Here is a 24,868-nt window from a genome sequence, read left to right as displayed (position 1 = left end):
CCTGATATGGAACACAGCCTTACACGAATCGCCCTTTTCGCCGCGCTGATCGCGGCGCTGGGCCTGATCCCGCAACTTACGCTGGCCTTCGGCGTGCCGATCACGGCGCAGAGCCTTGGTGTCATGCTGTGCGGTACGGTTCTGGGGGCGCGCAACGGCGGGCTGGCGGCGCTGTTGTTCGTGGGTCTTGTCGCGCTGGGTCTGCCGTTGTTGGCGGGCGGGCGCGGGGGCCTGGGTGTCTTCGCCTCGCCAACGGTCGGTTTCGTCGTGGGCTTTCCCTTCGCCGCATTCGCCACCGGGCTGGTGATGGAGCGGTTGCACGGCATGGCCGTTGGCTGGGGCGCGGGCCTCGCGGCGATCGCAGGGGGCGTTGTCGTGCTCTATCTTTTCGGGATCACCGGTCTTTCCATCATGCTCGACCGCGCCTGGACAGAGGCGGCGCTGCTGGTCACGGCATTCGTTCCCGGCGATATCATCAAGGCGGTGCTGACCGGGCTGATTACCCACGGTCTCTACCGTGCGCGTCCGCAAAGCATCGGGTCACGCGCGTAGGATCACCGCGCTGGCGATCCCGCCTGCGGCGGCGATGGTGGCAAGCCCCGTGCCGCCACCGCGCCCGCGCAGGTCGTGGAACAGACGCACCGCGTTGATCGCACCGGACGCCCCGATGGGGTGTCCGCGCGCCAGCGCCCCGCCGCCCGCGTTGACCCGCGCAGGATCCAGCCCCAGCGCATCGACACAGGCAATCGCCTGCACGGCGTAGGCTTCCATCACTTCGGCCAGATCAATGTCCTCCACCGTCAGGCCACAGCGCTGCAAGGCGCGGCGGCTGGCGGCAACAGGCGCGATGCCGGGCAGTTCGGGCGTGTCCCCGACGGTTGCGCCGCCAAGGATCTCCACCGCACCGTCGCTGCGGTATCTGTCCGAGACGACCACGCAAAAAGCCGCGGCATCGGCGGCGACCGCCGTATTTGCCGCTGTCACGCTGCCCGCCAGCACCTTGGCGCGCGCTGCCAGGGCAGGCGTCAGGTTACGGGTGAAAGCGTCGCGCGCCAGCCCCTGCAAAGGCACGATTTCCGCGTCGGAGAAGGTGGCCGCCCGTGCCTTGGCGTGGCTGTCGACCGCCCATGCGTCCTGTCGCGCGCGCGGGATCGCGGCGGCCACGGCCAGCGCCTCGGCAGCGTTGGTCATATCGGGGTCGCGGTCGGGCCACGGCGTGAACGGCGGCTGGTCATAGGGCTCGGCCGGGCGGTTGTCCGCGAAGGTGCGCAGGCGCAGCGGCCTGCGCGAATAGCTTTCCACCCCGCCCGCGATCACCACATCGGCATCCCCTGCGAGGATCATCTGCCGCGCCAGCAGCAGCGCGTCGAGGCCCCCTGCGCACTGCCGGTCGATGCTCAGGCCCGCGATGCCTTCGGGCAGACCGGCGGCCAGCGCCACCAGCCGTGCAGGGTTGCCGCCCCCGCCGATGGCGTTCGACACGATCACCTCGTCCACCGCGTCCGACGCGATTCCCGAGTGCGCCAGCGCCGCCCGCAGCACCGGCGCGCCCAGATCGGCCAGCCCGAGTGCCGCAAAGGCCCCGCCGCGCGGTGCCACCGCCGAGCGGCAGGCCGCAAGGACATGCGCGCTCATACCAGACGCTCCAGCGCAGCAAGATCGGGTTTGCCGGAGGGCAGCAGCGGGAAGGGATCGAAGGCGCGCACAGCCTGCGGCCCCACGCCAAATTCGGCGCGGCAGGCCTCGGACAGCCGCTGTGCCAGCGCGTCGTCCGCCACGCCGCTGACCGCCACCGCGATCCGGTGCCCGCGCAACCCGTCCGCGCGGGCCATCACCGCAAGGTGTCGCGGATGCGCCAGCGGCGCGAGGTGGTCCGTGATCTCGTCGAGCGACACACTGCGGTCCGCCACGGTAATCATCCGCCCCGCGCGCCCGCGCAGATAGAGATACCCCGCCGCATCGCGCCTGCCGTATTCGCCCAGCGTCAGCCAGCCACCGTCCAGCCAGCGGGTATGGGCGCTTTCGCCCTGCAAATAGCCGTCGAACAGGTAGGGACTGCGCACCGCGATGGTATCTCCGGTCAGCCGCATCTCGACCCCGGGATAGGCGCGGCCCACGCTGCCCGGCGGTGTCTGCGCATCGGCAAGGGTGATGAAACTCGTCTCCGCCGCGCCGTAGAAAACATGCATATCGGCCTTGGGGCACATCGCCGCCACCGCCCCGCGCGTCACGGCATCGAGCGTGCCGCCGCCGCACAGGATCAGCCGCAGACCGGGCAGCGGATCCGTATTGCGGGCCGCCAGCACCCGCAGCTGCGTCGGCGTGGCGTAAAGCACGCTTGTTCCGGCGGCACGCATCCGCGCGGCCTGAGCCTGCGGCGCCAGATCGCCCAGCGCGTGGAAACCGGCCCCCAGATGCATCGCCTCGACCGCCGCGTAGAGAGCCAGCGAATGCACCGGATCACCGATGACCGCCACGCTGTCGCGCGGTCCGATCCCGAACCGCGTCGCGGCGATCTCGAAGCTTGCGGTCCAGCTCGCCTGGCTGCGGGCCACCACCTTGGGCCGGCCGGCACTGCCGCCGGTCAGCGTGGCAAACCGGTCCGGTCCCAGCCTGTGCAAACCGGCGGGGCGGGTGTCGGACAGGCAGAACGGCACGCCCTGCGCCACCGCCCCCATCACCGCCGCCAGCCGCTGGGCCAGCGGGGCCGGACCGATCCAGCGGTCCTCGGGCGCGGGGGCGGGGGCCAGCGCGATGTCGCCGGCAAATACCCGCGCCTGCGGGTGCAGGGCAAAGCGCGCGGGCGCGGTCGGGGACAGCAACGGTTCCATGGTTTCCGCCTTATCACCCGTCGCGCGCCGCCGCCATATCGTCGGGGGGTGCACATTCCCACGGGCTCGCCTATGTTGCCCGTCAAAGGGCCCGTGCGCCCGCATATCAATCAGGAGGACCCCATGTCGCAGACCATGCAAGCCGTTGAAATCACCGAACCCGGTGGCCCCGATGTGCTGAAACTGACCGAACGGCCCATGCCCGAGGCGGCACCGGGGCAGGTCGTGCTCAAGGTCGCCTACGCAGGCGTCAACCGCCCCGATGCGCTGCAGCGCGCGGGCAACTACGCCCCGCCGCCCACCGCAAGCGATCTGCCCGGGCTCGAAGCATCCGGCGAAGTTGTGGCGCTGGGGCAGGGCGTGTCGGGCCTGTCGCTGGGCGACAAGGTCTGCGCATTGCTGCCCGGCGGCGGCTACGCCGAATATGTGGCCACGCCGGCCGCCCACTGCCTGCCGATCCCCCAGGGCATGGGCATGAAGGAAGCGGCCTGCCTGCCCGAGACTTTCTTTACCGTCTGGTCGAACGTCTTCATGCGCGGCGGCCTGAAAGCCGGCGAGCGGTTCCTCGTGCACGGCGGATCGTCGGGCATCGGGACGACAGCGATCCAGCTGGCCCATGCCTTTGGCGCGCGGGTCTTCGCAACCGCCGGATCGGCGGAGAAATGCAAGACCTGTACCGATCTGGGTGCCGTGCGCGGCATCAACTACCGCGAGGAGGATTTCGTCGAGGTGATGAAATCCGAAGGTGGCGCGAACGTGATCCTCGACATGGTCGGCGGTGACTATATCGCGCGCAACCTGCAATCGCTCGACATGGAGGGGCGTCTGGTGCAGATCGCCTTCCTCTCCGGCCCGACCGCCGAGATCAATTTCGCCCCCTTGATGATGCGCCGCCTGACGATCACCGGATCGACCCTGCGCCCGCAGTCCGATCAGGCCAAGGCCGCCATCGCGACGGAACTGCGCGAAGCGGTGTGGCCGCTGCTCGACGCGGGCAAGATCGCGCCGGTGATGGACAGCGAATACGACTTTGCCGACGCCAGTGAAGCGCACGCGCGCATGGAAGCCGGCGGGCACATCGGGAAGATCGTGCTCAAGGTCGCGGGCTAGACCCGGCGGCACAGGGCGGAGGGGGGCGGCCCCCTCCGCGCCACGGCGCAGGCCCGCCCCGAGGGGCGGGCGCCGGCAGAGACGAAGATCAGCGCATCGGCGTGAACAGCGCGTCCTTCAGCGTACAGTCCTTCACCACGTCCTGCCCGCAGGGCACCGGCGTCAGGTCGCGCGACAGGCAGATCCGCGCCTCCTGAATATAGCCGTTGCGGCAGGTGATGGTGATGCCATCCGCAGTCAGATCGGGGTTTTCCTCCAGAAAGGCCTGTTCGACCACGGCGGCGGGCAGGCGCAGGGGCCGCTCGACCTTGCGAAAGACCGCCGGGCGGGTGATCCGCGCGTAGGCCGCGCGCGACAGCGCATAGTAGTCCTGCGCGCTGAGGTCGGTACAGCTGCCGTGCTTCTTCCACTGGTGCCACGCAAGCCCGGAGGTGCCCATGATGTCGGCCATCGCGGCGGTCATCCCGCGCGAGGGGGGCCGCTGCGCGGTCTGGCAATAGGACGGATATCCGCGGTGGTACTGCGGCCAGAGACCGTGCAGGATCCAGCCGTGATCGCGCGCCGCGTCGCATTGCGGCGACCGCCGCGCATCGCCTTCGATCGCGCACCAGTTTGCCGACCAGCTGAGCGCCACGACATAGTAATCGAAATCCCCCGCGCGTTCGCCTTCGGCCCGCAGGGGCGTGGCGGCAAGCAGGCACAAAATCGCGATCAGGCGGGTCATCATCTGAGGTCTTTCCTTATGGCACGTCCCCCGTTATATACCGCCTGAGTTCCCCCACAATGGAAACGGTTCCGGCCCCCGGGACAGCCTGTTTCAGGCGGCGGGAAAGTCTTGTTCTAAGGAGAGGTCACATGGCCAAACTGCTGCACCCGAAGGCCACTGCCGTCTGGCTGGTCGACAACACCACGCTGAGCTTCAAGCAGATCGCGGATTTCACCGATATGCACGAGCTGGAAATTCAGGGCATCGCGGACGGTGACGTTGCCACCGGCGTCAAGGGCTTCGACCCGGTCGCCAACAACCAACTCGAAGCCGCGCAGATCGAAGCCGCCGAGAAGGACCCGATGGTCAACCTGAAGCTCAAGCCGAACGCCGCCGCCGAGGGCGAGGAAAAGCGGCGCGGCCCGCGCTACACACCGCTGAGCAAACGTCAGGACCGGCCCGCGTCGATCCTGTGGCTGGTCAAGTTCCACCCCGAACTGGCCGACAGCCAGATCAGCAAGCTGGTCGGCACGACCAAGCCGACGATCCAGGCGATCCGCGAGCGCACGCACTGGAACATCGCCAACATCCAGCCCATCGACCCTGTCGCGCTTGGCTTGTGCAAGCAGTCCGAACTTGACGCCGCCGTCCAGATCGCCGCCGCGAAGAAGGCCGCCGAGGGCGCGGTCATGACCGACGACGAGCGCCGCAAGCTGGTCAGCACCGAGCAGAGCCTCGGCATGGATCCCGAACCGAAGATGCCAAGCGCGATCGAGGGTCTCGAAACCTTCACGCTCTCGGGCAACGATGACGACGACGAGGAAGAGGAAAAGAAAGACAGCGATTTCGCGGATGCGGAAAGCTTCTTCAAGATCCCCGACAACGACGGCGACGACGAAGACGACGACGACAAATAATCCCCCCGACGGAACGCATTGCCGGGACAGCGGTTGAGCCATCGCTGTTCCGGCAGCTACAAAATGTCACAGGGGGCGCACATGCAGGACATCGCAGGTCTGATCATTCAGATAGTGACGGGCCTTTTCGTACTGGCCAGCGTCCTTCCCCTGATGAAAGTGCCTTTCGGCGCGGTCCGTGGGTTAGCCTTTCCCAGAGTGCAGATTTTCTGGATCACCCTGCTGCTGGCGGTGGTGGCGTTCTTTGTCATCGGGGCGGGGCCGACCGTGGTCGTCCTGCTGTCGATCGCGGCGCTCCAGATGGTCTATGTCGCCAAGTTCACGCCGATCTGGCGCAAGCAGTCGCTCGACGCCGATCGCGCCCTCGTCGAAGACAACCGCCGCCATATCCGTATCCTCACGGCGAATGTGAAACTGTCCAACCGCGCCTACGACCGGCTGATCGACCTCACGCGGTCCGAGGCGCCGGATATCCTTGTTGCGATTGAAACGGACGACGCGTGGTGCGACGCGCTGATCGACGAGCTGGGCGAACATTATCCCCACCAGTTGCGGGTGCCGCGCGATACGGGCTACGGCATCTGCCTGCTGTCGCGGCTGGAACTGGCCGAACCGCAGGTGCGCGACCTGCTGATCGAAGGCGTGCCCTCGATCCGGACGATCCTGACCCTGCGGTCGGGCGCGCAGATCCGGCTCTATGTTGTGCACCCCGAACCGCCTGTCATCAACCACGATACCAAGGGCCGCGACGGCGAAATCGCCAAGGTCGGCATGGAAGCCGCCGAGGACCGTCTGCCCACCATCGTCACCGGCGATCTCAACGATGTGGCATGGTCCACCACGACGCGCCGTTTCCAGCGGCTATCGGGGCTGGCCGATCCGCGCGTGGGGCGCGGGTTCTACAATACCTTCAGCGCCTTTCACTGGTGGGCGCGCTGGCCGCTCGACCATCTGTTCCACGACCCGCAGTTCCGCCTGCTTGAGATGAAACGCCTGCCCAAGATCGGATCGGACCATTTCCCGGTCACCTTTGCCCTCGCCCTCGGCCAGTCCAAGGCCCGCACCGAAGAAACCGGCGAGGCGGACGAGGAAGAGACCGAAGAAGTGCGCGAGATGATCGACGAAGAGCGCAAGCGCGACCGAAAACCCATCGGCGACGACTGGGAAGACGAGGACTGATCGTCCCCTTCGGGGCGCCTCTGCCGGAGCGTTCGGGCAGGCCGCGGGCGTGACAAATTTGGCGCAGTCGGAGGGCCGCGTAAATAATTACAGCGCGATGCATTTTTCCTATTGCGGGAATCCGTGAATGGCTTAAATGGGCCGATACAGACGCCAACGCACGCGCCTCTGGCCGGTCAGTTACACACTGACTGACCCGCGTTTATGTAGCGACGGTAACGTCTCTTGAAACGACAATTGGGGCTATCGCTCCGCTTGCTCTTTGGAGATGACCATGAACGCTACAGTCCCCGGCGCCCTGCGCGCCGCAACCCCTATCTTTGCCGATCCCGCAGCCGACTATATCGCTGCGCATGATTTCGACCGGCCCACGCTGGTCGTCAGCCGTGCCGTCGTGGCCGATGCCTACGACGCGCTGAAAGCAGGTCTGGGAAAGGCGCGGATCCACTACGCGGTCAAGGCGAACCCTGCGGCTGAAATCATCCACACCCTCGTGCAGAAAGGCTCGGGCTTCGACTGTGCCTCGCGCGGCGAGATCGAGCTCTGCCTCGGCCAGGGTGCGCGCCCCGAGAACCTGTCGTTCGGCAACACCATCAAACGCGCGTCCGACATCGCCTTCGCCCATGAGGCCGGTGTGACCCTCTTCGCCGCCGACAGCGACGCGGAACTGCACAAGATCGCCGCCAACGCCCCCGGCGCGCGCGTGTACCTGCGCGTGATCGTCGAGAACTCCATGGCCGACTGGCCGCTGTCGCGCAAATTCGGCTGCGCGCCCGTGGCACTGCCCGCGCTGATGGACCTTGCGGCCTCTCTGGGTCTCGTCGTCTACGGCCTGTCGTTCCACGTCGGATCGCAAACCCGCCGTGCCGAATTCTGGCATCCGGTCCTCGACCAGATGGCCGGTCTGTGGCACGCCGCCCGCGCCGCGGGCCACGACCTGCAACTGCTGAACCTCGGTGGCGGTTTCCCCGCGTTCTACGGCGAAGCCGTGCAGACCAAACGCAGCTACGCCGCTGCGGTGATGGAGGCCGTGGCCGAGCGTTTCGGCGATGTGCCGGACGTGATGGCGGAGCCGGGCCGCGGGCTGGTCGCCGAGGCGGGCCATATCGCCGCCGAGGTGATGCTGGTCAGCCGTAAATCCGACGCCGACATGCACCGTTGGGTCTATCTCGACATCGGGCGTTTCTCGGGTCTGGCCGAAACCGAGGGCGAAGCGATCCGTTACCAGTTCGCAACCCCCCATGACGGCGGCGCGACAGGCCCCTGCGTTCTGGCGGGACCAAGCTGCGACAGCGCGGATATCCTCTACGAGCGGGCGCCGATTCAACTACCCCTTGCACTGAGGGACGGTGACAAGGTAATGATCCGTAACTGTGGAGCCTACACGAGCAGCTACAGCTCGGTCGGGTTCAACGGATTTCCGCCGCTGGATGTGATCGTCCTTTAAGGGCTTGATCCTGTGCGGTGGTGGGGCCGTCCGTCTGGGAGGAACGGACGGTCCAACTATTTTCGGGATCTTGCGTGACCTTGCGTGACAGTGCCGGTTGGCCAAGCGCCGGCTGTTTCATGCCGCCGCGCGCGGCCCTAGATCTGCTTGCGTGCGCGCATCGCGGCGCTGATTGTTCCGTCGTCGAGATAATCGAGCTCTCCGCCAATGGGCACGCCCTGCGCGAGCGACGTCAGGCGGACCCGGTCTTCGAGCCGGTCGGCGATGTAATGGGCCGTGGTCTGCCCGTCGATGGTGGCGTTCAGGGCCAGAATCACCTCGGTGATGCCTTCCGCCGCCACGCGGTCGATCAGGCGCGGGATGCGCAGCTCTTCCGGCCCGACCGCGTCCAGGGCGCTCAGGGTGCCGCCCAGAACATGGTAGCGGCCCTTGAACACGCCGGAGCGTTCCATCGCCCAGAGATCGGCCACGTCCTCGACCACGCATAATTCGCCGGTGGCGCGTTTTTCGCTGGTGCAGATGTCGCAGACATCGGTGGTGCCCACGTTGCCGCAGTTCACGCATTCGCGCGCGGTGGCCGCAACGGTCTGCATCGTATCGGCGAGGGGGGTCAGCAGCAGCGCGCGCTTGCGGATCAGGTGCAATACCGCACGCCGTGCCGACCGCGGACCCAGCCCCGGCAGCTTTGCCATCAGTTCGATCAGGGCGTCGATGTCGCGGGTCGAACTCAAGCGAAGGTTTCCTGCGGTTGGGGCGGGATTGAGTTTAGGGGCAAAATGGAGACACCGGTTGCGCTCAGAAGGGCAACTTCATGCCAGCGGGCAGGCCGAGGCCTTCTGTCAGCTTGCTCATCTCTTCCTGTGCGCGATCGCTGGCCTTGCTCTGGGCATCCTTGATCGCGGCGAGGATCAGGTCTTCGACGACTTCCTTGTCGTCGCCGTTGAAGATCGACGGGTCGATGTCGAGGCCCTTGAGTTCGCCCTTGGCGGTGCAGGTGGCTTTGACAAGGCCCGCGCCCGCTTCGCCTTCGACCATGATGTTATGCATCTCTTCCTGCATCTCGGCCATCTTGCCCTGCATTTCCTGGGCTTTTTTCATCATCCCGGCCATGTCGCCGAGTCCGCCTAGTCCTTTGAACATATCAAGTCTCCGTGTCGGTGGGGCGCGCCTGGCGGCCCGTGGTGTAAACGATCATCCCTGTACATATTGCAGCGACGAGGGCGATGAACAAGGTGGGGCTGCCGATACATCCCTGCTCTGCTGCGGCGAGGCGCGCGGCATCGGGCGGCAGCAGCACCAGGGCGCTGATCCAGAACGACCACGCCAGCGTCACGATCAGGGCGCCCCACTGGTGGCGGAACCGGATGGCAGCGGCGCTGGCGACCAGCAGCGCCAAGGACAGCGGTGTCATCATCAGCGCGAGGGTTTCGTCGAATACGCTGGCGGGCGCGTCGCCGCTCCAGCCCGGGCGCAGTGCGGCGCAGGCGTCCTGCGCGGCCGCGGACGTCGCGGCGAGGAGCGCTGTGGCCGCCGCGGTCAGTCCTGTTCGAAGGGGTCCCATTCGTCCTCCACCTCCGGCAGCGCCTCTTCGGTGGCCTGGCTGGCGAGGTCCTGCGCGGTGCGGATCGCCGTGATGCGGGCTTTGGGAAACTGGGTCAGCACTGCCTGCATCAGCGGGTGGGCCTGCGCCTCGGCGCGCATCTCGTTCTCGCGCGCGTCGCGCACCGAGGCGATCGTGGGCGCGCCGCCCTCGTTGACCACGCTGACCGCCCAGCGGTTGCCGGTCCACAGTTGCAGCTTCGCGCCCAGACGCTGCGCAAGGTCGCGCGGGGCGTCATCCGTGGGGACGAATTCGATCCTGCCCGGCTGGTAGGCGGCCAGTTGCAGGGTGGTTTCGATCTCGACCAGCAGCTTCACGTCCCGGTTCGACCGGATCAGATCCAGCACATGGTCGAAGCTGGCGTAGTGGGCCAGCGCGCCTTGCGCCTGCGGGGCCAGTGCGGTGACCGTCCCGCCGCCGCCTCCGCCAGCCGTCGGGCCATGACCCTGCTGGGGCGCGGTGCCCCCCTGCGAGGAGCGGCCGGAGGCGAGCGAGGAGCCCTGGCGGGCAGGTGCGCCACCGCCACCGGGTGCAGGGGACGGCGTTTTCTGCAGGCTGCGCACCAGTTCGTCCGGCGAGGGCAGGTCCGCCACATGGGTCAGGCGGATGATCGCCATCTCCGCGGCCATCATCGCGTTCGGCGCCCCCGCGACCTCGTCCAGCGCCTTGAGCAGCATCTGCCAGAGCCGTGTCAGCACGCGGATCGCCAGCGCGTCGGCCATCGTCCGGCCCCTGTCGCGTTCCTCGGGCGAGATCGTCGGATCCTCCGCCGCATCCGGCGTGATCTTTACCACCGATATCCAGTGGGTGATCTCGGCCAGATCGCGCAGCACCGCCATCGGGTCCGCGCCTTCGGCATATTGCGCGCCCAGCTCTGTCAGCGCGCCCGCCGCGTCGCCGCGCAGGATCATGTCGAGCAGGTCCAGCACCCGTGCGCGGTCCGCCAGACCCAGCATCGCGCGCACCTGAACCGCCGTCGTCTCCCCCGCACCGTGGCTGATCGCCTGATCCAGCAGCGATGTCGCGTCGCGTGCCGATCCTTCCGCCGCGCGGGTGATCAACGCCAGCGCGTCATCGGCGATCTGCGCACCTTCGGCCCCGGCGATCTTGCGCAGCAACGCGATCATCACCTCCGGTTCGATCCTGCGCAGATCGAACCGCTGGCACCGCGACAGAACCGTCACCGGCACCTTGCGGATCTCGGTCGTCGCGAAAATGAACTTCACGTGCTCGGGCGGCTCTTCCAGCGTCTTCAAGAGCGCGTTGAACGCGCCCGTCGACAGCATGTGCACCTCATCGATGATATAGACCTTGTAGCGCGCCGACGCCGCCCGGTAATGCACGCTGTCGATGATCTCGCGGATGTTGGCGACACCGGTGTTCGAGGCCGCGTCCATCTCGATCACGTCCACGTGGCGGCCTTCCATGATCGCGACGCAATGCTCGCAGACGCCGCAGGGTTCGGTCGTGGGGCCCCCGTTTCCCTCCGGCCCGATGCAGTTCATGCCCTTGGCGATGATCCGCGCCGTGGTCGTCTTCCCGGTGCCACGGATGCCCGTCATGATGAAGGCCTGCGCGATGCGGTCGGCGTCAAAGGCGTTCTTGAGCGTGCGTACCATCGCATCCTGCCCCACCAGATCGGCAAAGGTTTCCGGACGGTATTTCCGGGCAAGCACGCGGTAGGCTGTGGCGTCTGACATATCGGTCCTGGGGCAAGATTCGGGGCTGGCCTAAAGGTATGCGCTGTCAGCCGTGCCGTAAACCTGCGCTCTGCGGCCGTGTCGCTAGAGCGCCCAGAGAATGCCGCCCACCGATATCGCCCCGACCGCGAGAATGACCGAGATCACGCGCATCCGCCCCATGGGCTGCGGGTTCGCGGCATTGTCGCTCAGCCGTTTCAGGGTCTGCGCCGCCGACCGTTCGGCCGCCCAGAAGATAAAGAGCGACAGCACGATGAAAATCGTCGCAACGGCCTTGGCCAGCCATGTGGGATCGAATTGGCCGAAAACCGCCCGCAGCCCCACCGCCAGCGCGACTGCCGCCATGCCGGTGCGCATCCATCCCGCAAAGGTGCGCTCATTGGCAAGGATTGTACGGTCCTCGGCCCAGTCGGTTCGGTCTTGTGCAAGTTCGTTACTGTCGGGCATTGAACATATCAGGCGCGGGCGCGTTACTCATGCAATATGGATAGGATCGGCGGGAGAAGACGATGCGGCTCAGGGGAATACGGCGCAGCCGGAATGTAGAGATGCGCGGACGCGGACGCGGCGGCGGTGTCGCGGCCAAGGGCGGGCTGGGCCTTGTCGGTGTGCTGGCCGTGCTGGCGATCGGCTATTTCACCGGCATCGACGTATCGCCGCTGTTGCAGGGCGGCACGGTCCAGAACGACCGGCCCGCCGCATCGGTACAGGACGATCCCGCCGCGGGCTTCAGCGCGCAGGTGCTCGCCACGACCGAGGATGTCTGGACGGCGGTGTTTCGCGACCAGCTCGGCCGGACCTATACGCCGCCCAGGCTGGTGATCTTCGACGGCGTCACCCAAAGCCCCTGCGGCGGTGCCGATGGGGCAACCGGCCCCTTCTACTGCCCGGCGGACAGCAAGGCCTACCTCGACACCGGATTTTTCGACGCGCTTGACCGGCAGATGGGCGCGGGCGGTGATTTCGCCGCCGCCTATGTGATCGCCCATGAGGTCGCGCACCACGTCCAGAACGAACTCGGCATCCTGTCCGAGGTGAACGCCGCCCGGCAGCGGGCCAGCCGGACAGAGGCGAATGCGCTGACCGTGCGGCTGGAGCTGATGGCCGACTGCATGTCGGGCATCTGGGCCAGCAATGTGCGTGGTCTGATGGAAAAGGGCGACCTGCAAGAAGCGCTGAACGCGGCGCGCAAGATCGGGGACGACTACCTGCAAAGGCGGGCCGGTCGGGTTCCGCAGCCCCACACCTTTACCCACGGCACATCCGAACAACGCGCCCGCTGGTTCGCGCGCGGCTACGATTCGGGCCAGATCGGCCAATGCGATACCTTCGCGGCGCAGCAACTGTGAACAGGACGCGCGGTGCGGTGAGGATCTTGTAATAATATTTAATGAAATCTGCAGGTTACCCGTGGGTAACGCGGCCCCGCGGGGAGGCGCTGTGGCGTTGACACGATTCCCGGACGCCGACTGCGAAGAAAAATGCTGAATTGAATTCAGGGCCCTCCCGGGAGCATCCTTTGGATGCCCCTGCCGAGCCGCCGCGTTTTTCACGGCGTGAAAAACCCTGGGGTGAGAGATTGATAACGACCCAAGCGGGACTCGTTGCGGCTGCTTCCTTCCGGACCTGACCGGGTTGGCGAGGCGCCTGCCCGCACCAACCTCTCGATGCCCCATATAGGCAAACCGGCTTTCCCTTGCAACCTCAGAGCGTCAGGCGCAGCACCAGAAATCCGTCGCTGTCGGTCATCAGCGGCTCGGGCGCCAGATGCGCGATATCGCCAAGCCACGCCTGTGCGCGCGGATGCGTGCGCAGCAGCGCATGGCGCGTGTCTCCTGCGGCAAAGCGCCATGGCACAGGGAACTCCGCTGCACCATTGTGATCGTGCGGGTGAAAGCTGTCCGCAATCGCCACTTCCAGACCCGGTATCGCGGGCACAACGACGTTTTCGGGGGCGTGACCGACATAGCCGCCTCCACCCGCCGCCCGGAACGGGGTGGTGGCCAGGACGAAGCGCTGATCGGCTGCGACAGGCTGGCCTGCATACTGCACATTCGTGATCCGCGCGCCCGCAGGGCGACGGGGGTCGATCTCGCAGGTGACGCCGAACACCGTATCGAACTGGAAACCGGGCAGGGCTGCATCGACAAGATTCTGGTCGCAGCTGCCGGGGGTCAGCTGCTGGAAAACGGTCGCCGAATGCTCCAGCAAGCGGTGCAGGTCGGCGCCGGTGATTGCGACGCCCAGCGTCCGGTTCGCATAGGGATTGAGCCCCGCGATATGGCGCCGCTGCACGGTTCCGGCAGGGATTTCCAGAAAGTTGTCCGGCCCGTCCCGCCCGCCCGCGGCAAGGGCCGCAACCGCCGCGATGACCGGGCGGTCGTCGTCCGGCCCGAGCGCCTTGCGCACCATCCGCTGCATCGCCCGCGCGACCAGCGATTGCGCAGGCCCGGGTGCGGCGAGCGAAAAATAGGTGTGCAGCGCCTTCGTCGTCCGTCCGACCGGAGTGGAGAGCAGTTCGACCAGCATCCGGTGCACAGGTGCTACCAGCCCTGCGATTGTCGGGTCGCTGGGTCCGTCCTGCGGATTGCGCCGCAGCGTGCTGCGGTGCGTGACAACGCACCATCGCCCCTCCGCGTCGCGGCGCAGCTCAAGGTCCATGACCCCGAGGTCCGATCCGGCATGCCCCGGCATCACCGCCGGTACGCCGGCAATCGCGCCCGCCTCGGCGTCGATCCCTGTCCAGCCGTGGTAGTCGGCGCTTGGCAGGCGGCGGTGCACATGGCCGAGGATCATCGCGTCCACCGTGCCGCTGCGGGCAATGGCAAGGGCCGTGCCATTGTCCTGCGGTGCGCCCGGGCCGTCCTCGATCCCCAGATGGGCCAGCAGCAGCACCAGATCGGCCCCCGCCGCGCGCAGCGCGGTGGCCCGCGCGCGCACCAGAGCCTGCGGATCGAGAAGCATCCGGTCATTGCCCAGACGGTCGCCATGCCAGGCGGCGGTCTGCGCGGGCATGATCGACACCACGCCGATGCGCAGGATCTCATGGGGGCTGCCGGGCAGGGGGCGCTCGATCATCGTGTCCGCGCGCAACGGGCTCAGGTTCGCGCCTACGAGGTTCGTGGACAAGACCGGCATCCGCAGCTCTCCGGCCACCGCGCGCAGATAGTCCATACCATGATCCAGATCGTGGTTGCCCACGCCGACCGCATCATATTCCAGCGCGTTGAGGGCCGCGACGATCGGGTGATCCGCAGCGACCGGCCGCCGCGCGAGGTGGCGCGCCATCGTGGTGCCCTGAAACGTATCGCCATTGTCGAGCAGCAGCGCAATCTGCCCGTCGGCCGCCGCCTCGGCTCGCGCCGCGTGGATGAGCGGCGCAAGAGAAGCAAGCCCCGTACCTTGTGTCGGGCGATCCTTGATGTAGTCATGGGCCAGCAAATGACCGTGCAAATCGGTTGTCGACAGAACTCTCAGTCGCGCCCGGTCTGGCGCGGTGCTGGTGGCCGCGAGGATTGGTGTTTTGCCCATGCCCCGTAAGTACCAGTATGGGTTGAAGTCGACAATCGCGATCACGGTTCCGGACAGGTCAGCCACGGGGGATCGTGATGAAAAACGCAGAGGATGTCACATTCGGAGGATCGGGGCTGGACCGCGCCGGGGAGCTGCGCAATGACCCGGCGGCGCTTGCCGCCGCGGCGGCGGATCCCGATGCGCGCGCGATCGTGTTGTGGCGCGGCAAGCCGTTGATCGCACCGGAGCGGCCTGCGGGTCTGATCCGCCTGCCGATGGACCACGCCGCCCTGGCCCACAGCACCATGCCCCCGATCCTGCTGGGCCGCGAGGACGGCGCACCGGTCTTTGCGGTCGACCTGTCGGCCTGGACGCCGGATGCGGTCGACGAAGCCAGCCTCGGCGGGTTCATGGATCCCAGCGAACAGCGGCATCCGAAACTGCCCGACTGGATGGTCTTTGCCGAACTGCGCCGGATCATGACGTGGCTGTCGCCGCGCGATGCGGAACTGGCCACGACCGGCAAGGCGGTTTTCGGCTGGCACGAGATCCACCGCTTCTGCGCCCGCTGCGGCTGCGAAAGCGAGATGACGCAGGGCGGCTGGCAACGCCAGTGCCCCGCCTGCAAGGCAGGCCATTTCCCGCGCACCGATCCCGTGGTCATCATGCTGATTACGCACGAGAACTCGGTTCTCATGGGGCGGTCGCCCGGATGGCCGCAGGGGATGTATTCGCTGCTGGCCGGGTTTGTCGAACCGGGCGAGACACTGGAGGCCGCCGTGCGCCGCGAAGTCTTTGAGGAGGCGGGCGTGCGGGTGGGCGAAGTCGGCTATCTCGCCAGCCAGCCGTGGCCGTTCCCGGCCTCGCTGATGTTCGGTTGCTGGGGGCAGGCCACCAGCACCGAGATCACCATCGACCCGGTCGAGATCGAGGACGCGCGCTGGATCAGCCGCGAGGAGATGATGGATATTTCCGCAGGGTTTCATCCGGCGATCAAGCCCGCGCGCAAGGGGGCCATCGCACATTTTCTGATTGAGCGTTGGCTTGAGGATACACTCGATTAACAATTAGGCGCGCGGGATGTTGACCGGCGAATGCCCTGCTCGCATTATCGACGCGGGCGGGGGCGCCCCAAACAGAACAATGAACGAGGCGGCATGAAGTTTTCGACCAAGGAAGACATCGAAGCACCGATTGAGGCTGTCTTTGACATGCTGGGCGATTTCGAATTCTTCGAGCGTGCCGCCATGCGGCGCGGAGCCGAGGTGCAGCGCACCGACACGAAAAATGTGCCCGGTGTCGGCATGGGCTGGCGCGCATCCTTTCCGCTGCGCGGCAAGCGGCGTCAGGTCGACATCGAACTGGTTACATACGACCGTCCGACCGAAATGGTTTTCGAGTGCCGCTCGCCCAACCTGATCGCGATGCTGACGGTCGAACTGGTCGCGCTGTCGCGCAGCCGCACGCGGATCATGGTGTCGACGGATATCAAGCCGCTGAACCTGTCGGCCCGCCTGCTGGTCCAGTCGCTGAAGCTGGCAAAGACCTCGCTGACCAAGAAATACAAGCTACGTATCGCGGAATTCGCGAAGTCGCTGGAGGACCGCCACAAGCGCGTGGCGTGAAGCCGCGCCTCAGCCCGGGATGCCCGCGCGGTCCGGATCGGCGGGATAGACGCCGAGGATTTCGAGCATGTTGGTGAAATATTCCAGCTCTTCCAGCGCGCGGCGCACGGGCGGGTCTTCGGGGTGGCCTTCGATATCCGCGTAGAATTGCGTCGCGGTGAAGGAGCCGCCGACCATGTAGCTTTCCAGTTTGGTCATGTTGACGCCATTGGTCGCAAAGCCGCCCATCGCCTTGTAGAGCGCGGCAGGGATGTTGCGGACTTCGAAGACGAATGTCGTCATCATTTTTTCGCTGCGCCGTGTCGTGTCGATGTCGGGGGCCATCAGCAAGAAGCGGGTGGTGTTGTGGTCCAGATCCTCAATCCCGTCGGCAAGCACCTCGAGGCCGTGGATCTTTGCCGCGACCGAACTTGCGAGCACCCCTTCGTGAGGCGGGCCGCCGGCGGCAAGCTCTTCGGCGGCACCCGCGCTGTCGGCGGCGGGTTCTGAGGTGATGCCGTGCTCCATGAGGAACCGGCGCGCCTGCGGCAGCAGCACCAGATGCGCACGCACGTGGCGAATGTCGTCGAGCGTTGTCCCCGGACGCGCCATGAGGGCGATACGGACGCGCACGAACGCCTCTGCGATGATGTGCATCCCGCTTTCGGGCAGCAGGCGGTGGATGTCCGCCACCCGCCCGTAGGTGGTGTTTTCCACGGGCAGCATGGCCAGGTCGGCGTCGCCCTCGCGCACGGCGCGCAGCACCCCCTCGAACGTCGTGCAGGGCACCGGAATGGCGTCCGGACGGGCGTTCAGACAGGCCTCGTGGCTATAGGCGCCAAGCGCTCCCTGAAAGGCAATGCGCGGCTGCGAAGCGGCTGTCATCGCTGTATCCTCCCGAAAAATCCTGAAAGAAGGGCGTTTCGTCGCGGTAAGTACACCTTGCCTGTAGGGAGGGAAAGCAATAGATAGCCCCTCAACCGATAGAATAGACTCAGATGACGGACTGACCCATGGATTCAATGATTATCACGAAAGTTGCGGCCGGTGTGTTGGGCGCTTGGCTGGTTTTCCTGCTGGGCGGCTGGGCCGGTGAGGAACTTTACCACGCGGAAATGCACGGCGAGCCGTCCTATTCCATCGAGGTCGCGAGCGCGGAGCCCGAAGAGGCCGAAGAAGAAGTGCCGTTCGAGGAACTGATGGCGCAGGCCAGCGTCGACGATGGCGCGAAGGTGTTCCGCAAGTGCACCGCCTGCCACAAGGTTGAGCCCGGCGCGAACGCAACCGGCCCCTACCTGCACGGTGTTGTCGGTCGCGACATTGCCTCGGCGGACGGATACGAATACTCCGGCGCGCTTCAGGGCAAGGATGGCGCCTGGGACACCGCGGCGCTGAACGGCTTTCTGGAAGCGCCAGGCGATTGGGCACCGGGCACCACGATGGGTTTCGCCGGTCTGAACAAGCCCGAAGATCGCGCCGATGTGATCGCCTATCTCGACAGTCTCGACGACTGATCTTACCAAAACAGCGCAACATCTCAAAGGCCGCCCCACCCGTGGGCGGTTTTTTTCGTTTTACAGGTGGATTGCCGCCAGATCACAGGTTTGCAACTTGTGTCTTGGCACCGGTCATCGTTAGCCTAGGTTTCGCGTAGACGACCACCGACCAGCCTGATTGGAGCTTGCCGATGAAACCGACCCCCCTTCGCCGCCTATCCGTCTTGCCCGCGCAGTCGCGTGCGCTTTTGTGGTCCGGCCTGATTGCGCTGGGCTGCGGGATGGTCTGGGCCACGCCAAGCCCCGCCGAAGAGCACGAGACGATGATCCGCAGTCACGGCTATTCCTTCTACGGCGATCTGAAGTACCCCGAGGATTACGCGCATTTCGACTATGTGAACCCCGACGCGCCGAAGGGCGGCGAAATCTCGATCTCGACGCTGGGGACGTTTGATTCGATGAACCCCTATTCGCGCAAGGGGCGCGGCGGCGCGCTGAGCACGATCATGTTCGAAAGCCTGCTGGGCGACGGGGTGGGCGGCGAAGCGGCCCCCGCGGATGTCTACGGCGAATACTACTGCCTGCTGTGCGAAAGCCTGGAGTATCCCGAAAGCAAGGATTGGGTGATCTTCCACATGCGCCCCGAGGCGCGGTTTTCGGACGGCACACCGGTGACCGCCCATGACATCGCGTTTTCGCACAACCTGCTGCTAGATCAGGGGCTGCAATCCTACGCCGACGCGGTGCGCAAGCGGATCCCCAAGGTCGAGGTGATCGACGATCACACGATCAAGTTCTATTTCACCGAAGGCATCTCGCGCCGGTCGCTGATCGATCAGGTCGGTTTCGTGCCCGCGTGGTCGAAGAAATGGTACGAGGAATCAGGCGCGCGGCTGGACGAAAGCCGCCTTGAGACCTCGCCCGGCTCGGGCCCCTACATGATCGAGGAGGTCGATGTGAACCGGCGCATCGTCTATGCGCGCAACCCCGACTACTGGGGGAAGGATCTGCCGTTCAACGTGGGCCGGAACAACTTTGACCGCATCCGCGTGGAATATTTCGGCGACGAGAATTCGGCCTTCGAGGCGTTCAAATCCGGCGAATATACATTCCGCTCCGAAGGGAATTCGCGCCAGTGGGCCACGGCCTATGATTTCCCCAAGGTGCAGGACGGTTATGTCGTGAAGGAGGAAATCGCAGACGGGTCGCCGCCGACACCGACGGGTTTCATCTTCAACCTCGGGCGCGAGGTGCTGCAGGACAAGCGCGTGCGCGAGGCGGTATCGCTGGCGTTCAACTTCGAATGGACCAATGAATCGCTGCAATACGGGCTGTTCAAGCCGCGGGCGTCCTTCACGCAGGATACACCGCTGATGGCCACGGGCACGCCCGAGGGCGCCGAGCTGGAGTTCCTGCAATCGCTGGGCGATGCGGTCGCGCCCGAATTGCTGATCGAAGAGGTGCGGATGCCGCATGTGTCTGAGCCGGAACGCCTGCTGGACCGGCGCAACGCCCGCCGCGCCATGCGGCTGCTGGACGAGGCCGGTTGGGCCGTGGGCGATGACGGGATGCGCCGCAACGCCGAGGGAGAGCCCTTGCGCCTGACCTTCCTGCTGAACTCCTCGGGATCGGCGACGCTTTCCGCCGTGGTCGAGAATTTCGTGGCCAATCTGGAAAACTATGGCATCGACGCGGTGCTGGAGAAGGTCGATTCCTCGCAATACACCGCCCGTGAGCGGGACCGCGACTATGACATGATCTACGACAGCTACGCGGCCTTCCTCGGGACCGGCACGGGGCTTGCGCAGCGCTACGGGTCCGAGGCGGCGAGCTATTCGCTGTTCAACCCCGCGGGGCTGGCCAGCCCGATGGTCGACGCCATCATCGAGGCATCGCTGAACGCCGACACCCGCGAAGAGGAAGAGGCGGCGATGACCGCGCTCGACCGGGCGCTGCGCTATGAATTCATCATGATTCCGTTGTGGTATAACGATGTCTTCTGGACGGCCTATTACGACCAGTACGACCACCCCGAAGAACAGCCGCCCTTCGCGCTGGGCTATCTGGACTTCTGGTGGTACGACGCTGAAAAAGCAGCGGAACTGCGTGCGGCAGGCGCGCTGAGGTAATTCATGGGCGCCTATATTCTCAGACGGCTGTTGCTGATCATACCGACGCTGTTCGGGATCATGCTGGTCAACTTCGCGCTGGTGCAATTCGTACCCGGCGGCCCGGTCGAACAGGCCATCGCCCGCATTCAGGGCGGCGGTGACGTGTTCGGCGGCTTTGCCGGATCAGGCAGCGACGCGGGAAACCAGGCCACGGGCGCGAACGAGAATTACGTGGGCGCGCGGGGTCTTCCGCCTGAGTTCATCGCCGAGCTGGAACGCGAGTTCGGTTTCGACAAGCCGCCGATCCAGCGGTTTTTCAGCATGATGGCCAACTATATGATGTTCGATTTCGGAGAGAGCTATTTCCGCTCGATCTCGGTCATCGAACTCATAAAGGAGAAACTGCCGGTGTCGATCACGCTCGGCCTGTGGTCGACGCTGATTGCCTATCTCATCTCGATCCCGCTGGGCATCAAGAAGGCGGTGCGCGACGGCACGCGTTTCGATACATGGACCTCCGGTGCGATCATCGCGGCCTACGCGATCCCCGGTTTCCTGTTCGCGATCCTGCTGCTGGTGCTGTTCGTGCCCGCGAACTGTTTCCGCATCCCCGGTCTGGCCGAGGTCTGGGAAAGCGGCGCGAAATTCAACCCGACCTGCTACGAGCTGTTCCCGCTGCGCGGTCTGACATCGGACAATTTCGACCAGCTGAGCGCATGGGGCAAGGTAAAGGATTACTTCTGGCATATCACGCTGCCGGTGCTGGCCTCGACCATTTCGGCCTTCGCGACGCTGACGCTGCTGACCAAGAACAGCTTTCTCGACGAGATCAAGAAACACTACGTGATGACCGCCCGCGCCAAGGGGCTGAGCGAGGGGCGCGTGCTCTACGGTCATGTGTTCCGCAACGCCATGCTGATCGTGATCGCGGGCTTTCCGGCGGTGTTCATCGGGGTGTTCTTCGGCTCTTCGCTGATCATCGAGACGATATTCTCGCTCGACGGTCTGGGCCGGCTGGGGTTCGAGGCGGCGGTGGCGCGGGATTATCCCATCGTTTTCGGCACGCTGTTCATCTTCGGGCTGATCGGCCTTCTGGTCGGGATCATCTCTGACCTGATGTATGTGCTGGTCGATCCGCGTATCGACTTCGAGCGGAGGGAAGGCTGATGCAGGAGCCTCTGCCAACCCCCGCCACCGATGCGCCGCCGCTGGTCGAGCCCGAAAAGCGCCGCCGCATGGCGCTGTCGCCGCTGAACCAGCGGCGCTGGCGAAACTTCAAGCGCAACAAGCGCGCGTTCTGGTCGCTGTGGATTTTCCTCGTGCTCTTCGTGCTGTCGCTGTTTGCCGAGTTTCTGGCCAACGACAAACCCATCGTCGTGAACTATCGCGGCGAATATTTCACGCCGATTTTCAAGTTCTATCCCGAGACGGACTTTGGCGGGGATTTCCAGACCGAGGCCGCCTATCGCGACCCCGAGGTGCGCTGCCTGATTGCCACCGGCGGGCTGGACCTGTGTTTCGATGATCCCGAAGGCTATATCGCGGACGCCGAGGACGGGATGATCGAGGGCGAAGAGATCGTGCGCGGCTGGGCGATCTGGCCCCCCATCCGCTACAGCTATGACACCGCGGTGGATCGCCCCGGTGCGGCGCCGCTGCCGCCCAACGGCGAGAACCTGCTGGGCACGGACGGCACCAAACGCGACGTGCTGGCGCGGGTGATCCACGGCTTCCGGCTGTCCATCGTCTTTACGCTGCTGGTGACGGGGCTGTCGACGCTGATCGGGATTGCGGCGGGGGCGGTGCAGGGGTTCTTCGGCGGCTGGCTGGACCTGATCTTTCAACGGATCATCGAAATCTGGACCTCGACGCCGTCGCTTTACGTGATCATCATCATGTTCGCCATTCTGGGGCGAAGTTTCTGGCTGCTGGTTTTCCTGCTGGTGCTGTTCAGCTGGACGGCGCTGGTCGGGGTGGTGCGGGCCGAGTTCCTGCGCGCGCGCAACCTTGAATACGTGCGTGCCGCGCGGGCGCTGGGGGTCAGCAATACCACGATCATGTTCCGCCACATGCTGCCCAACGCGATGGTCGCGACGCTCACGATGCTGCCGTTCATCATCACCGGTACGATCTCGTCTCTGGCGGTGCTCGATTTTCTCGGGTTCGGGTTGCCCTCGTCGGCGCCCAGCCTCGGAGAGCTGACCTTGCAGGCGAAACAGAACCTTCAGGCGCCTTGGCTTGCCTTTACGGCCTTCTTTACCTTCGCGATCATGCTGTCGCTTCTGGTGTTTATCTTCGAAGGGATCCGCGATGCGTTCGATCCCAGAAAGACGTTCTCGTAATGGGTGATACGCCGCTACTCGACGTTCAGGACCTGCGCGTGTCCTTCCGGCAGGACGGACAGCTGATACCGGCGGTCAAGGGCGTGTCGTTCCACGTCAACCGCGGGGAAACCGTGGCGCTGGTGGGGGAAAGCGGTTCGGGCAAATCTGTCTCGGCGCTGAGCACCGTCAGCCTGCTGGGTGAAACCGCCCATGTGGAAGGGTCGGTGACCTACGACGGGCAGCAGATGATCGGCGCCAGTGACGCGCTTTTGCGCAAGGTGCGCGGCAATGACATCAGCTTCATCTTTCAGGAGCCCATGACGTCGCTGAACCCGCTGCACACCATCGAAAAGCAGCTGGCGGAATCGCTGTCGCTGCATCAGGGGCTGAGCGGGGCCGCCGCGCGGACGCGTATTCTGGAACTGCTGGACCGCGTGGGCATCAACGACGCGGAAAGCCGCCTGAACGCCTATCCGCACCAGCTGTCCGGTGGGCAGCGCCAGCGGGTGATGATCGCGATGGCGCTGGCGAACAAGCCCGACGTGCTGATCGCCGATGAACCGACGACCGCGCTGGATGTCACCATTCAGGCGCAAATCCTCGAACTGCTGGCCGAACTGAAATCGAGCGAGGGTATGGGCCTTTTGTTCATCACCCACGATCTGGGCGTGGTGCGGCGAATCGCGGACCGTGTGTGCGTGATGCAGCACGGCGAAATCGTGGAGCAGGGGCCCACGGCAGAGATTTTTGCCAACCCGCGCCACCCCTACACCAAGAAACTGCTGGGCGCGGAGCCTACGGGCCGCCCCGCGCCGGTCGCCGAAGGCGCCGAGGTGATTGCCGAGGCCGAGCATCTGAAAGTCTGGTTCCCGATCCAGAAGGGGCTGCTGCGCCGAACAGTGGGCCATGTGAAGGCGGTGAACGACGCAAGCCTGACCGTGCGCGCCGGAGAGACCATCGGCATCGTCGGCGAAAGCGGATCCGGCAAGACGACGCTGGCGCTGGCGATGATGCGCCTGATCGCGTCCGAAGGCGGCATCTATTTCACCGAACGCGATGTGCGCAAATGGTCCACCAAGGAATTGCGCCGGTTGCGCAAGGACATGCAGATCGTGTTTCAGGATCCCTTCGGCAGCCTCAGCCCGCGCATGACCTGCATGCAGATCATCGCCGAGGGGCTGAACATCCACCGCGTCGATCCGGACCGCGACAAGCGGCAACTGGTGCATGACGTGATGCTGGAGGTGGGGCTCGACCCTGCGTCGATGGACCGGTACCCGCACGAATTCTCCGGCGGGCAGCGACAGCGCATCGCGATCGCCCGGGCCATGGTCCTGCGACCGAAGCTTCTGGTGCTGGACGAGCCGACCTCGGCGCTGGATATGACGGTGCAGGTCCAGATCGTCGACCTGCTGCGGTCGTTGCAGGTGAAATACGGGCTGGCTTATCTGTTCATCAGCCACGACCTGAGGGTCGTGCGCGCGATGTCGCATCGCGTCATGGTGATGAAGCGCGGCGATGTCGTGGAAGCGGGCGATGTCGATGCGCTCTATGACAATCCGCAGACGGAATATACGCGCACCCTGCTGCAGGCCGCGCGGTAAACCGGCGCGCGCGGGCGCGCCGGTTCTTGATCGGTTCAGACGACCTCGGCGTAGGCGCCCTGCAGCGCGCCCATGAAGGCCGCGTGCACATCGGGTGCGGAAATCGTCGTGTCACCCATGCTTACCTCGCGCGCACCGCAGGCATCGGCGATGACGGTCACGTCATAGCCCAGATCGCGCGCCGCGCGGGCGGTGGCGTCGATGCACATCTGGCTCATCGCGCCGACGAGCGTGACGGCGGTCACACCCGCGTCCTGCAGGCGCTGGTGCAGGTCGGTTTCGTGAAAGCTGTTCGGACGGTGCTTGAGCACGACAGGCTCGCCGTCGCGGGGCGCGACCGAAGGGTGAATCTCCGCCCCTTCCGTGCCGGGGCGGAAGAAAGGCGCCTCGTCCGAGAGCGCCTCGTGGCGGATAAAGATCACCTTCTGCCCCTCTGTGCGCGCTTTTTCCAAGGCTTTGGCGGCGTTTTCGGCCACGCGATCCATTTCGTGAACGGGCCAGAGGCCGCCGGTGAAGTAATCGTTCTGGATGTCGATTACGATGAGTGCAGTGGTGGTCATATTCGTTTCCTTACAGGTCTTTCAGTTTGGCACCCGGAGAGTGCGACGGGTAAACCAGCGGCGGCGTTTTGGTCCTGACACCGAAGGGATATCGTGCAGGCGCGTTTTGCCGGTTCTCGTCGCATTCATGAAGGTGTTTGCGTAGATGGTGAACATGGTAGTCTCC

25 protein-coding genes and 1 other RNA gene are annotated in these 24,868 nt (G+C 65.5%); 13 read left to right on the top strand and 13 right to left on the bottom strand.

The features are described 5' to 3' along the window. The first annotated feature begins 6 nt into the window (after positions 1 to 6). Positions 7 to 552 (top strand): biotin transporter BioY, encoded by a 546-nt coding sequence (locus ABMC89_RS09775; RefSeq protein WP_349567642.1) that lies wholly within the window; start codon positions 7 to 9, stop codon positions 550 to 552. Here ABMC89_RS09775 and ABMC89_RS09770 read toward each other — a convergent pair. Together ABMC89_RS09770 and ABMC89_RS09765 are read right to left on the bottom strand one after the other, a co-directional pair. Then, positions 541 to 1,635 carry an acetyl-CoA C-acyltransferase gene (locus tag ABMC89_RS09770; RefSeq protein WP_349567640.1) on the bottom strand — a complete coding sequence of 365 codons (1,095 nt, stop codon included), beginning with the start codon at positions 1,633 to 1,635 and terminating at the stop codon, positions 541 to 543. The genes ABMC89_RS09775 and ABMC89_RS09770 overlap by 12 nt on opposite strands. Beyond that, positions 1,632 to 2,831 carry an AMP-binding protein gene (locus ABMC89_RS09765; protein ID WP_349567638.1) on the bottom strand — a complete coding sequence of 400 codons (1,200 nt, stop codon included), beginning with the start codon at positions 2,829 to 2,831 and terminating at the stop codon, positions 1,632 to 1,634. Before ABMC89_RS09765 ends, ABMC89_RS09770 begins: the two co-directional genes overlap by 4 nt. A 123-nt stretch (positions 2,832 to 2,954) precedes the next feature. Between ABMC89_RS09765 and ABMC89_RS09760 the strand changes: the two genes are divergently transcribed. Next, complete coding sequence (locus tag ABMC89_RS09760) at positions 2,955 to 3,941, top strand: NAD(P)H-quinone oxidoreductase (protein ID WP_349567636.1); 987 nt, start codon at positions 2,955 to 2,957, stop codon at positions 3,939 to 3,941. A gap of 88 nt (positions 3,942 to 4,029) precedes the next feature. On the opposite strand, the gene ABMC89_RS09755 is transcribed toward ABMC89_RS09760, so the two are convergent. After that, positions 4,030 to 4,665: a ribonuclease T2 family protein gene (locus ABMC89_RS09755; RefSeq protein ID WP_349568588.1), complete on the bottom strand. Its 636-nt coding sequence runs from the start codon at positions 4,663 to 4,665 to the stop codon at positions 4,030 to 4,032. Between the two features lie 131 nt (positions 4,666 to 4,796). On the opposite strand from ABMC89_RS09755, the gene ABMC89_RS09750 reads away from it, so the two are divergent. The 3 genes from ABMC89_RS09750 (at position 4,797) to ABMC89_RS09740 (ending at position 8,190) form a co-directional block, all read left to right on the top strand. Continuing rightward, positions 4,797 to 5,564 carry a DUF1013 domain-containing protein gene (locus ABMC89_RS09750; RefSeq protein WP_349567634.1) on the top strand — a complete coding sequence of 256 codons (768 nt, stop codon included), beginning with the start codon at positions 4,797 to 4,799 and terminating at the stop codon, positions 5,562 to 5,564. An 81-nt stretch (positions 5,565 to 5,645) separates the two neighbouring features. Further along, the gene (locus ABMC89_RS09745; RefSeq protein WP_349567632.1) at positions 5,646 to 6,743 is read left to right on the top strand and encodes an endonuclease/exonuclease/phosphatase family protein; all 1,098 of its coding nucleotides are present in this window, start codon (positions 5,646 to 5,648) and stop codon (positions 6,741 to 6,743) included. Positions 6,744 to 7,011: 268 nt separating this feature from the next. Further along, the gene (locus ABMC89_RS09740; RefSeq protein WP_349568586.1) at positions 7,012 to 8,190 is read left to right on the top strand and encodes a type III PLP-dependent enzyme; all 1,179 of its coding nucleotides are present in this window, start codon (positions 7,012 to 7,014) and stop codon (positions 8,188 to 8,190) included. Between the two features lie 137 nt (positions 8,191 to 8,327). On the opposite strand, the gene recR is transcribed toward ABMC89_RS09740, so the two are convergent. From recR to ABMC89_RS09715, 5 genes are all read right to left on the bottom strand, one after another. Then, complete coding sequence (recR, locus tag ABMC89_RS09735; protein ID WP_349567630.1) at positions 8,328 to 8,921, bottom strand: recombination mediator RecR; 594 nt, start codon at positions 8,919 to 8,921, stop codon at positions 8,328 to 8,330. Positions 8,922 to 8,985: 64 nt separating this feature from the next. Further along, entirely contained in the window at positions 8,986 to 9,330 is a 345-nt protein-coding gene (locus ABMC89_RS09730; protein WP_349567628.1) for a YbaB/EbfC family nucleoid-associated protein, read from the bottom strand. Between the two features lies 1 nt (position 9,331). Next, the gene (locus ABMC89_RS09725) at positions 9,332 to 9,751 is read right to left on the bottom strand and encodes a hypothetical protein (RefSeq protein ID WP_349567626.1); all 420 of its coding nucleotides are present in this window, start codon (positions 9,749 to 9,751) and stop codon (positions 9,332 to 9,334) included. Continuing rightward, on the bottom strand, positions 9,727 to 11,490 hold the full coding sequence (locus tag ABMC89_RS09720; RefSeq protein ID WP_349567624.1) for a DNA polymerase III subunit gamma/tau: 1,764 nt from the start codon (positions 11,488 to 11,490) through the stop codon (positions 9,727 to 9,729). Before ABMC89_RS09720 ends, ABMC89_RS09725 begins: the two co-directional genes overlap by 25 nt. An 84-nt stretch (positions 11,491 to 11,574) precedes the next feature. Beyond that, positions 11,575 to 11,937, bottom strand: coding sequence for a YidH family protein (locus tag ABMC89_RS09715; RefSeq protein WP_349567622.1), 363 nt, complete (start codon positions 11,935 to 11,937; stop codon positions 11,575 to 11,577). Between the two features lie 62 nt (positions 11,938 to 11,999). Between ABMC89_RS09715 and ypfJ the strand changes: the two genes are divergently transcribed. Continuing rightward, a complete protein-coding gene (gene ypfJ, locus ABMC89_RS09710; protein ID WP_349567620.1) occupies positions 12,000 to 12,839 on the top strand; it encodes a KPN_02809 family neutral zinc metallopeptidase in 840 nt (279 codons plus the stop codon). 220 nt (positions 12,840 to 13,059) lie between these two features. Here ypfJ and ffs read toward each other — a convergent pair. Together ffs and ABMC89_RS09700 are read right to left on the bottom strand one after the other, a co-directional pair. Next, positions 13,060 to 13,157: signal recognition particle sRNA small type (gene ffs, locus ABMC89_RS09705), an RNA gene on the bottom strand. A gap of 37 nt (positions 13,158 to 13,194) precedes the next feature. Further along, positions 13,195 to 15,087: a 5'-nucleotidase C-terminal domain-containing protein gene (locus ABMC89_RS09700; RefSeq protein WP_349567618.1), complete on the bottom strand. Its 1,893-nt coding sequence runs from the start codon at positions 15,085 to 15,087 to the stop codon at positions 13,195 to 13,197. 11 nt (positions 15,088 to 15,098) lie between these two features. Here ABMC89_RS09700 and nudC point away from each other — a divergent pair, with 11 nt between their 5' ends. Both nudC and ABMC89_RS09690 read left to right on the top strand, forming a co-directional pair. Further along, positions 15,099 to 16,067, top strand: coding sequence for an NAD(+) diphosphatase (nudC, locus tag ABMC89_RS09695; RefSeq protein ID WP_349567616.1), 969 nt, complete (start codon positions 15,099 to 15,101; stop codon positions 16,065 to 16,067). Positions 16,068 to 16,160: 93 nt separating this feature from the next. Further along, positions 16,161 to 16,628: an SRPBCC family protein gene (locus ABMC89_RS09690; RefSeq protein ID WP_349567614.1), complete on the top strand. Its 468-nt coding sequence runs from the start codon at positions 16,161 to 16,163 to the stop codon at positions 16,626 to 16,628. 9 nt (positions 16,629 to 16,637) lie between these two features. Here ABMC89_RS09690 and ABMC89_RS09685 read toward each other — a convergent pair whose 3' ends face one another. Beyond that, a complete protein-coding gene (locus ABMC89_RS09685) occupies positions 16,638 to 17,492 on the bottom strand; it encodes a prephenate dehydratase (RefSeq protein ID WP_349567612.1) in 855 nt (284 codons plus the stop codon). Between the two features lie 128 nt (positions 17,493 to 17,620). On the opposite strand from ABMC89_RS09685, the gene ABMC89_RS09680 reads away from it, so the two are divergent. The 5 genes from ABMC89_RS09680 (at position 17,621) to ABMC89_RS09660 (ending at position 24,142) form a co-directional block, all read left to right on the top strand. Further along, positions 17,621 to 18,121, top strand: coding sequence for a c-type cytochrome (locus tag ABMC89_RS09680; protein ID WP_349567610.1), 501 nt, complete (start codon positions 17,621 to 17,623; stop codon positions 18,119 to 18,121). Between the two features lie 263 nt (positions 18,122 to 18,384). Next, positions 18,385 to 20,232 carry an extracellular solute-binding protein gene (locus ABMC89_RS09675; protein ID WP_349568584.1) on the top strand — a complete coding sequence of 616 codons (1,848 nt, stop codon included), beginning with the start codon at positions 18,385 to 18,387 and terminating at the stop codon, positions 20,230 to 20,232. A 3-nt stretch (positions 20,233 to 20,235) separates the two neighbouring features. Further along, entirely contained in the window at positions 20,236 to 21,381 is a 1,146-nt protein-coding gene (locus ABMC89_RS09670; protein WP_349567608.1) for a microcin C ABC transporter permease YejB, read from the top strand. 68 nt (positions 21,382 to 21,449) lie between these two features. After that, positions 21,450 to 22,556 (top strand): ABC transporter permease, encoded by a 1,107-nt coding sequence (locus ABMC89_RS09665; RefSeq protein WP_349568582.1) that lies wholly within the window; start codon positions 21,450 to 21,452, stop codon positions 22,554 to 22,556. After that, positions 22,556 to 24,142, top strand: a complete 1,587-nt coding sequence (locus tag ABMC89_RS09660) for an ABC transporter ATP-binding protein (protein ID WP_349567606.1) — start codon at positions 22,556 to 22,558, stop codon at positions 24,140 to 24,142. Before ABMC89_RS09665 ends, ABMC89_RS09660 begins: the two co-directional genes overlap by 1 nt. A 35-nt stretch (positions 24,143 to 24,177) precedes the next feature. Here ABMC89_RS09660 and ABMC89_RS09655 read toward each other — a convergent pair whose 3' ends face one another. Further along, the gene (locus ABMC89_RS09655) at positions 24,178 to 24,702 is read right to left on the bottom strand and encodes a cysteine hydrolase family protein (RefSeq protein WP_349567604.1); all 525 of its coding nucleotides are present in this window, start codon (positions 24,700 to 24,702) and stop codon (positions 24,178 to 24,180) included. A 21-nt stretch (positions 24,703 to 24,723) separates the two neighbouring features. Further along, on the bottom strand, positions 24,724 to 24,858 hold the full coding sequence (locus tag ABMC89_RS09650; RefSeq protein ID WP_349567602.1) for a hypothetical protein: 135 nt from the start codon (positions 24,856 to 24,858) through the stop codon (positions 24,724 to 24,726). Positions 24,859 to 24,868: the final 10 nt, after the last annotated feature.

Source organism: Sulfitobacter sp. HNIBRBA3233 (assembly GCF_040149665.1).
Lineage (GTDB): Bacteria > Pseudomonadota > Alphaproteobacteria > Rhodobacterales > Rhodobacteraceae > Sulfitobacter > Sulfitobacter marinivivus.
This window is presented reverse-complemented; position numbering and strand designations above follow the sequence as displayed.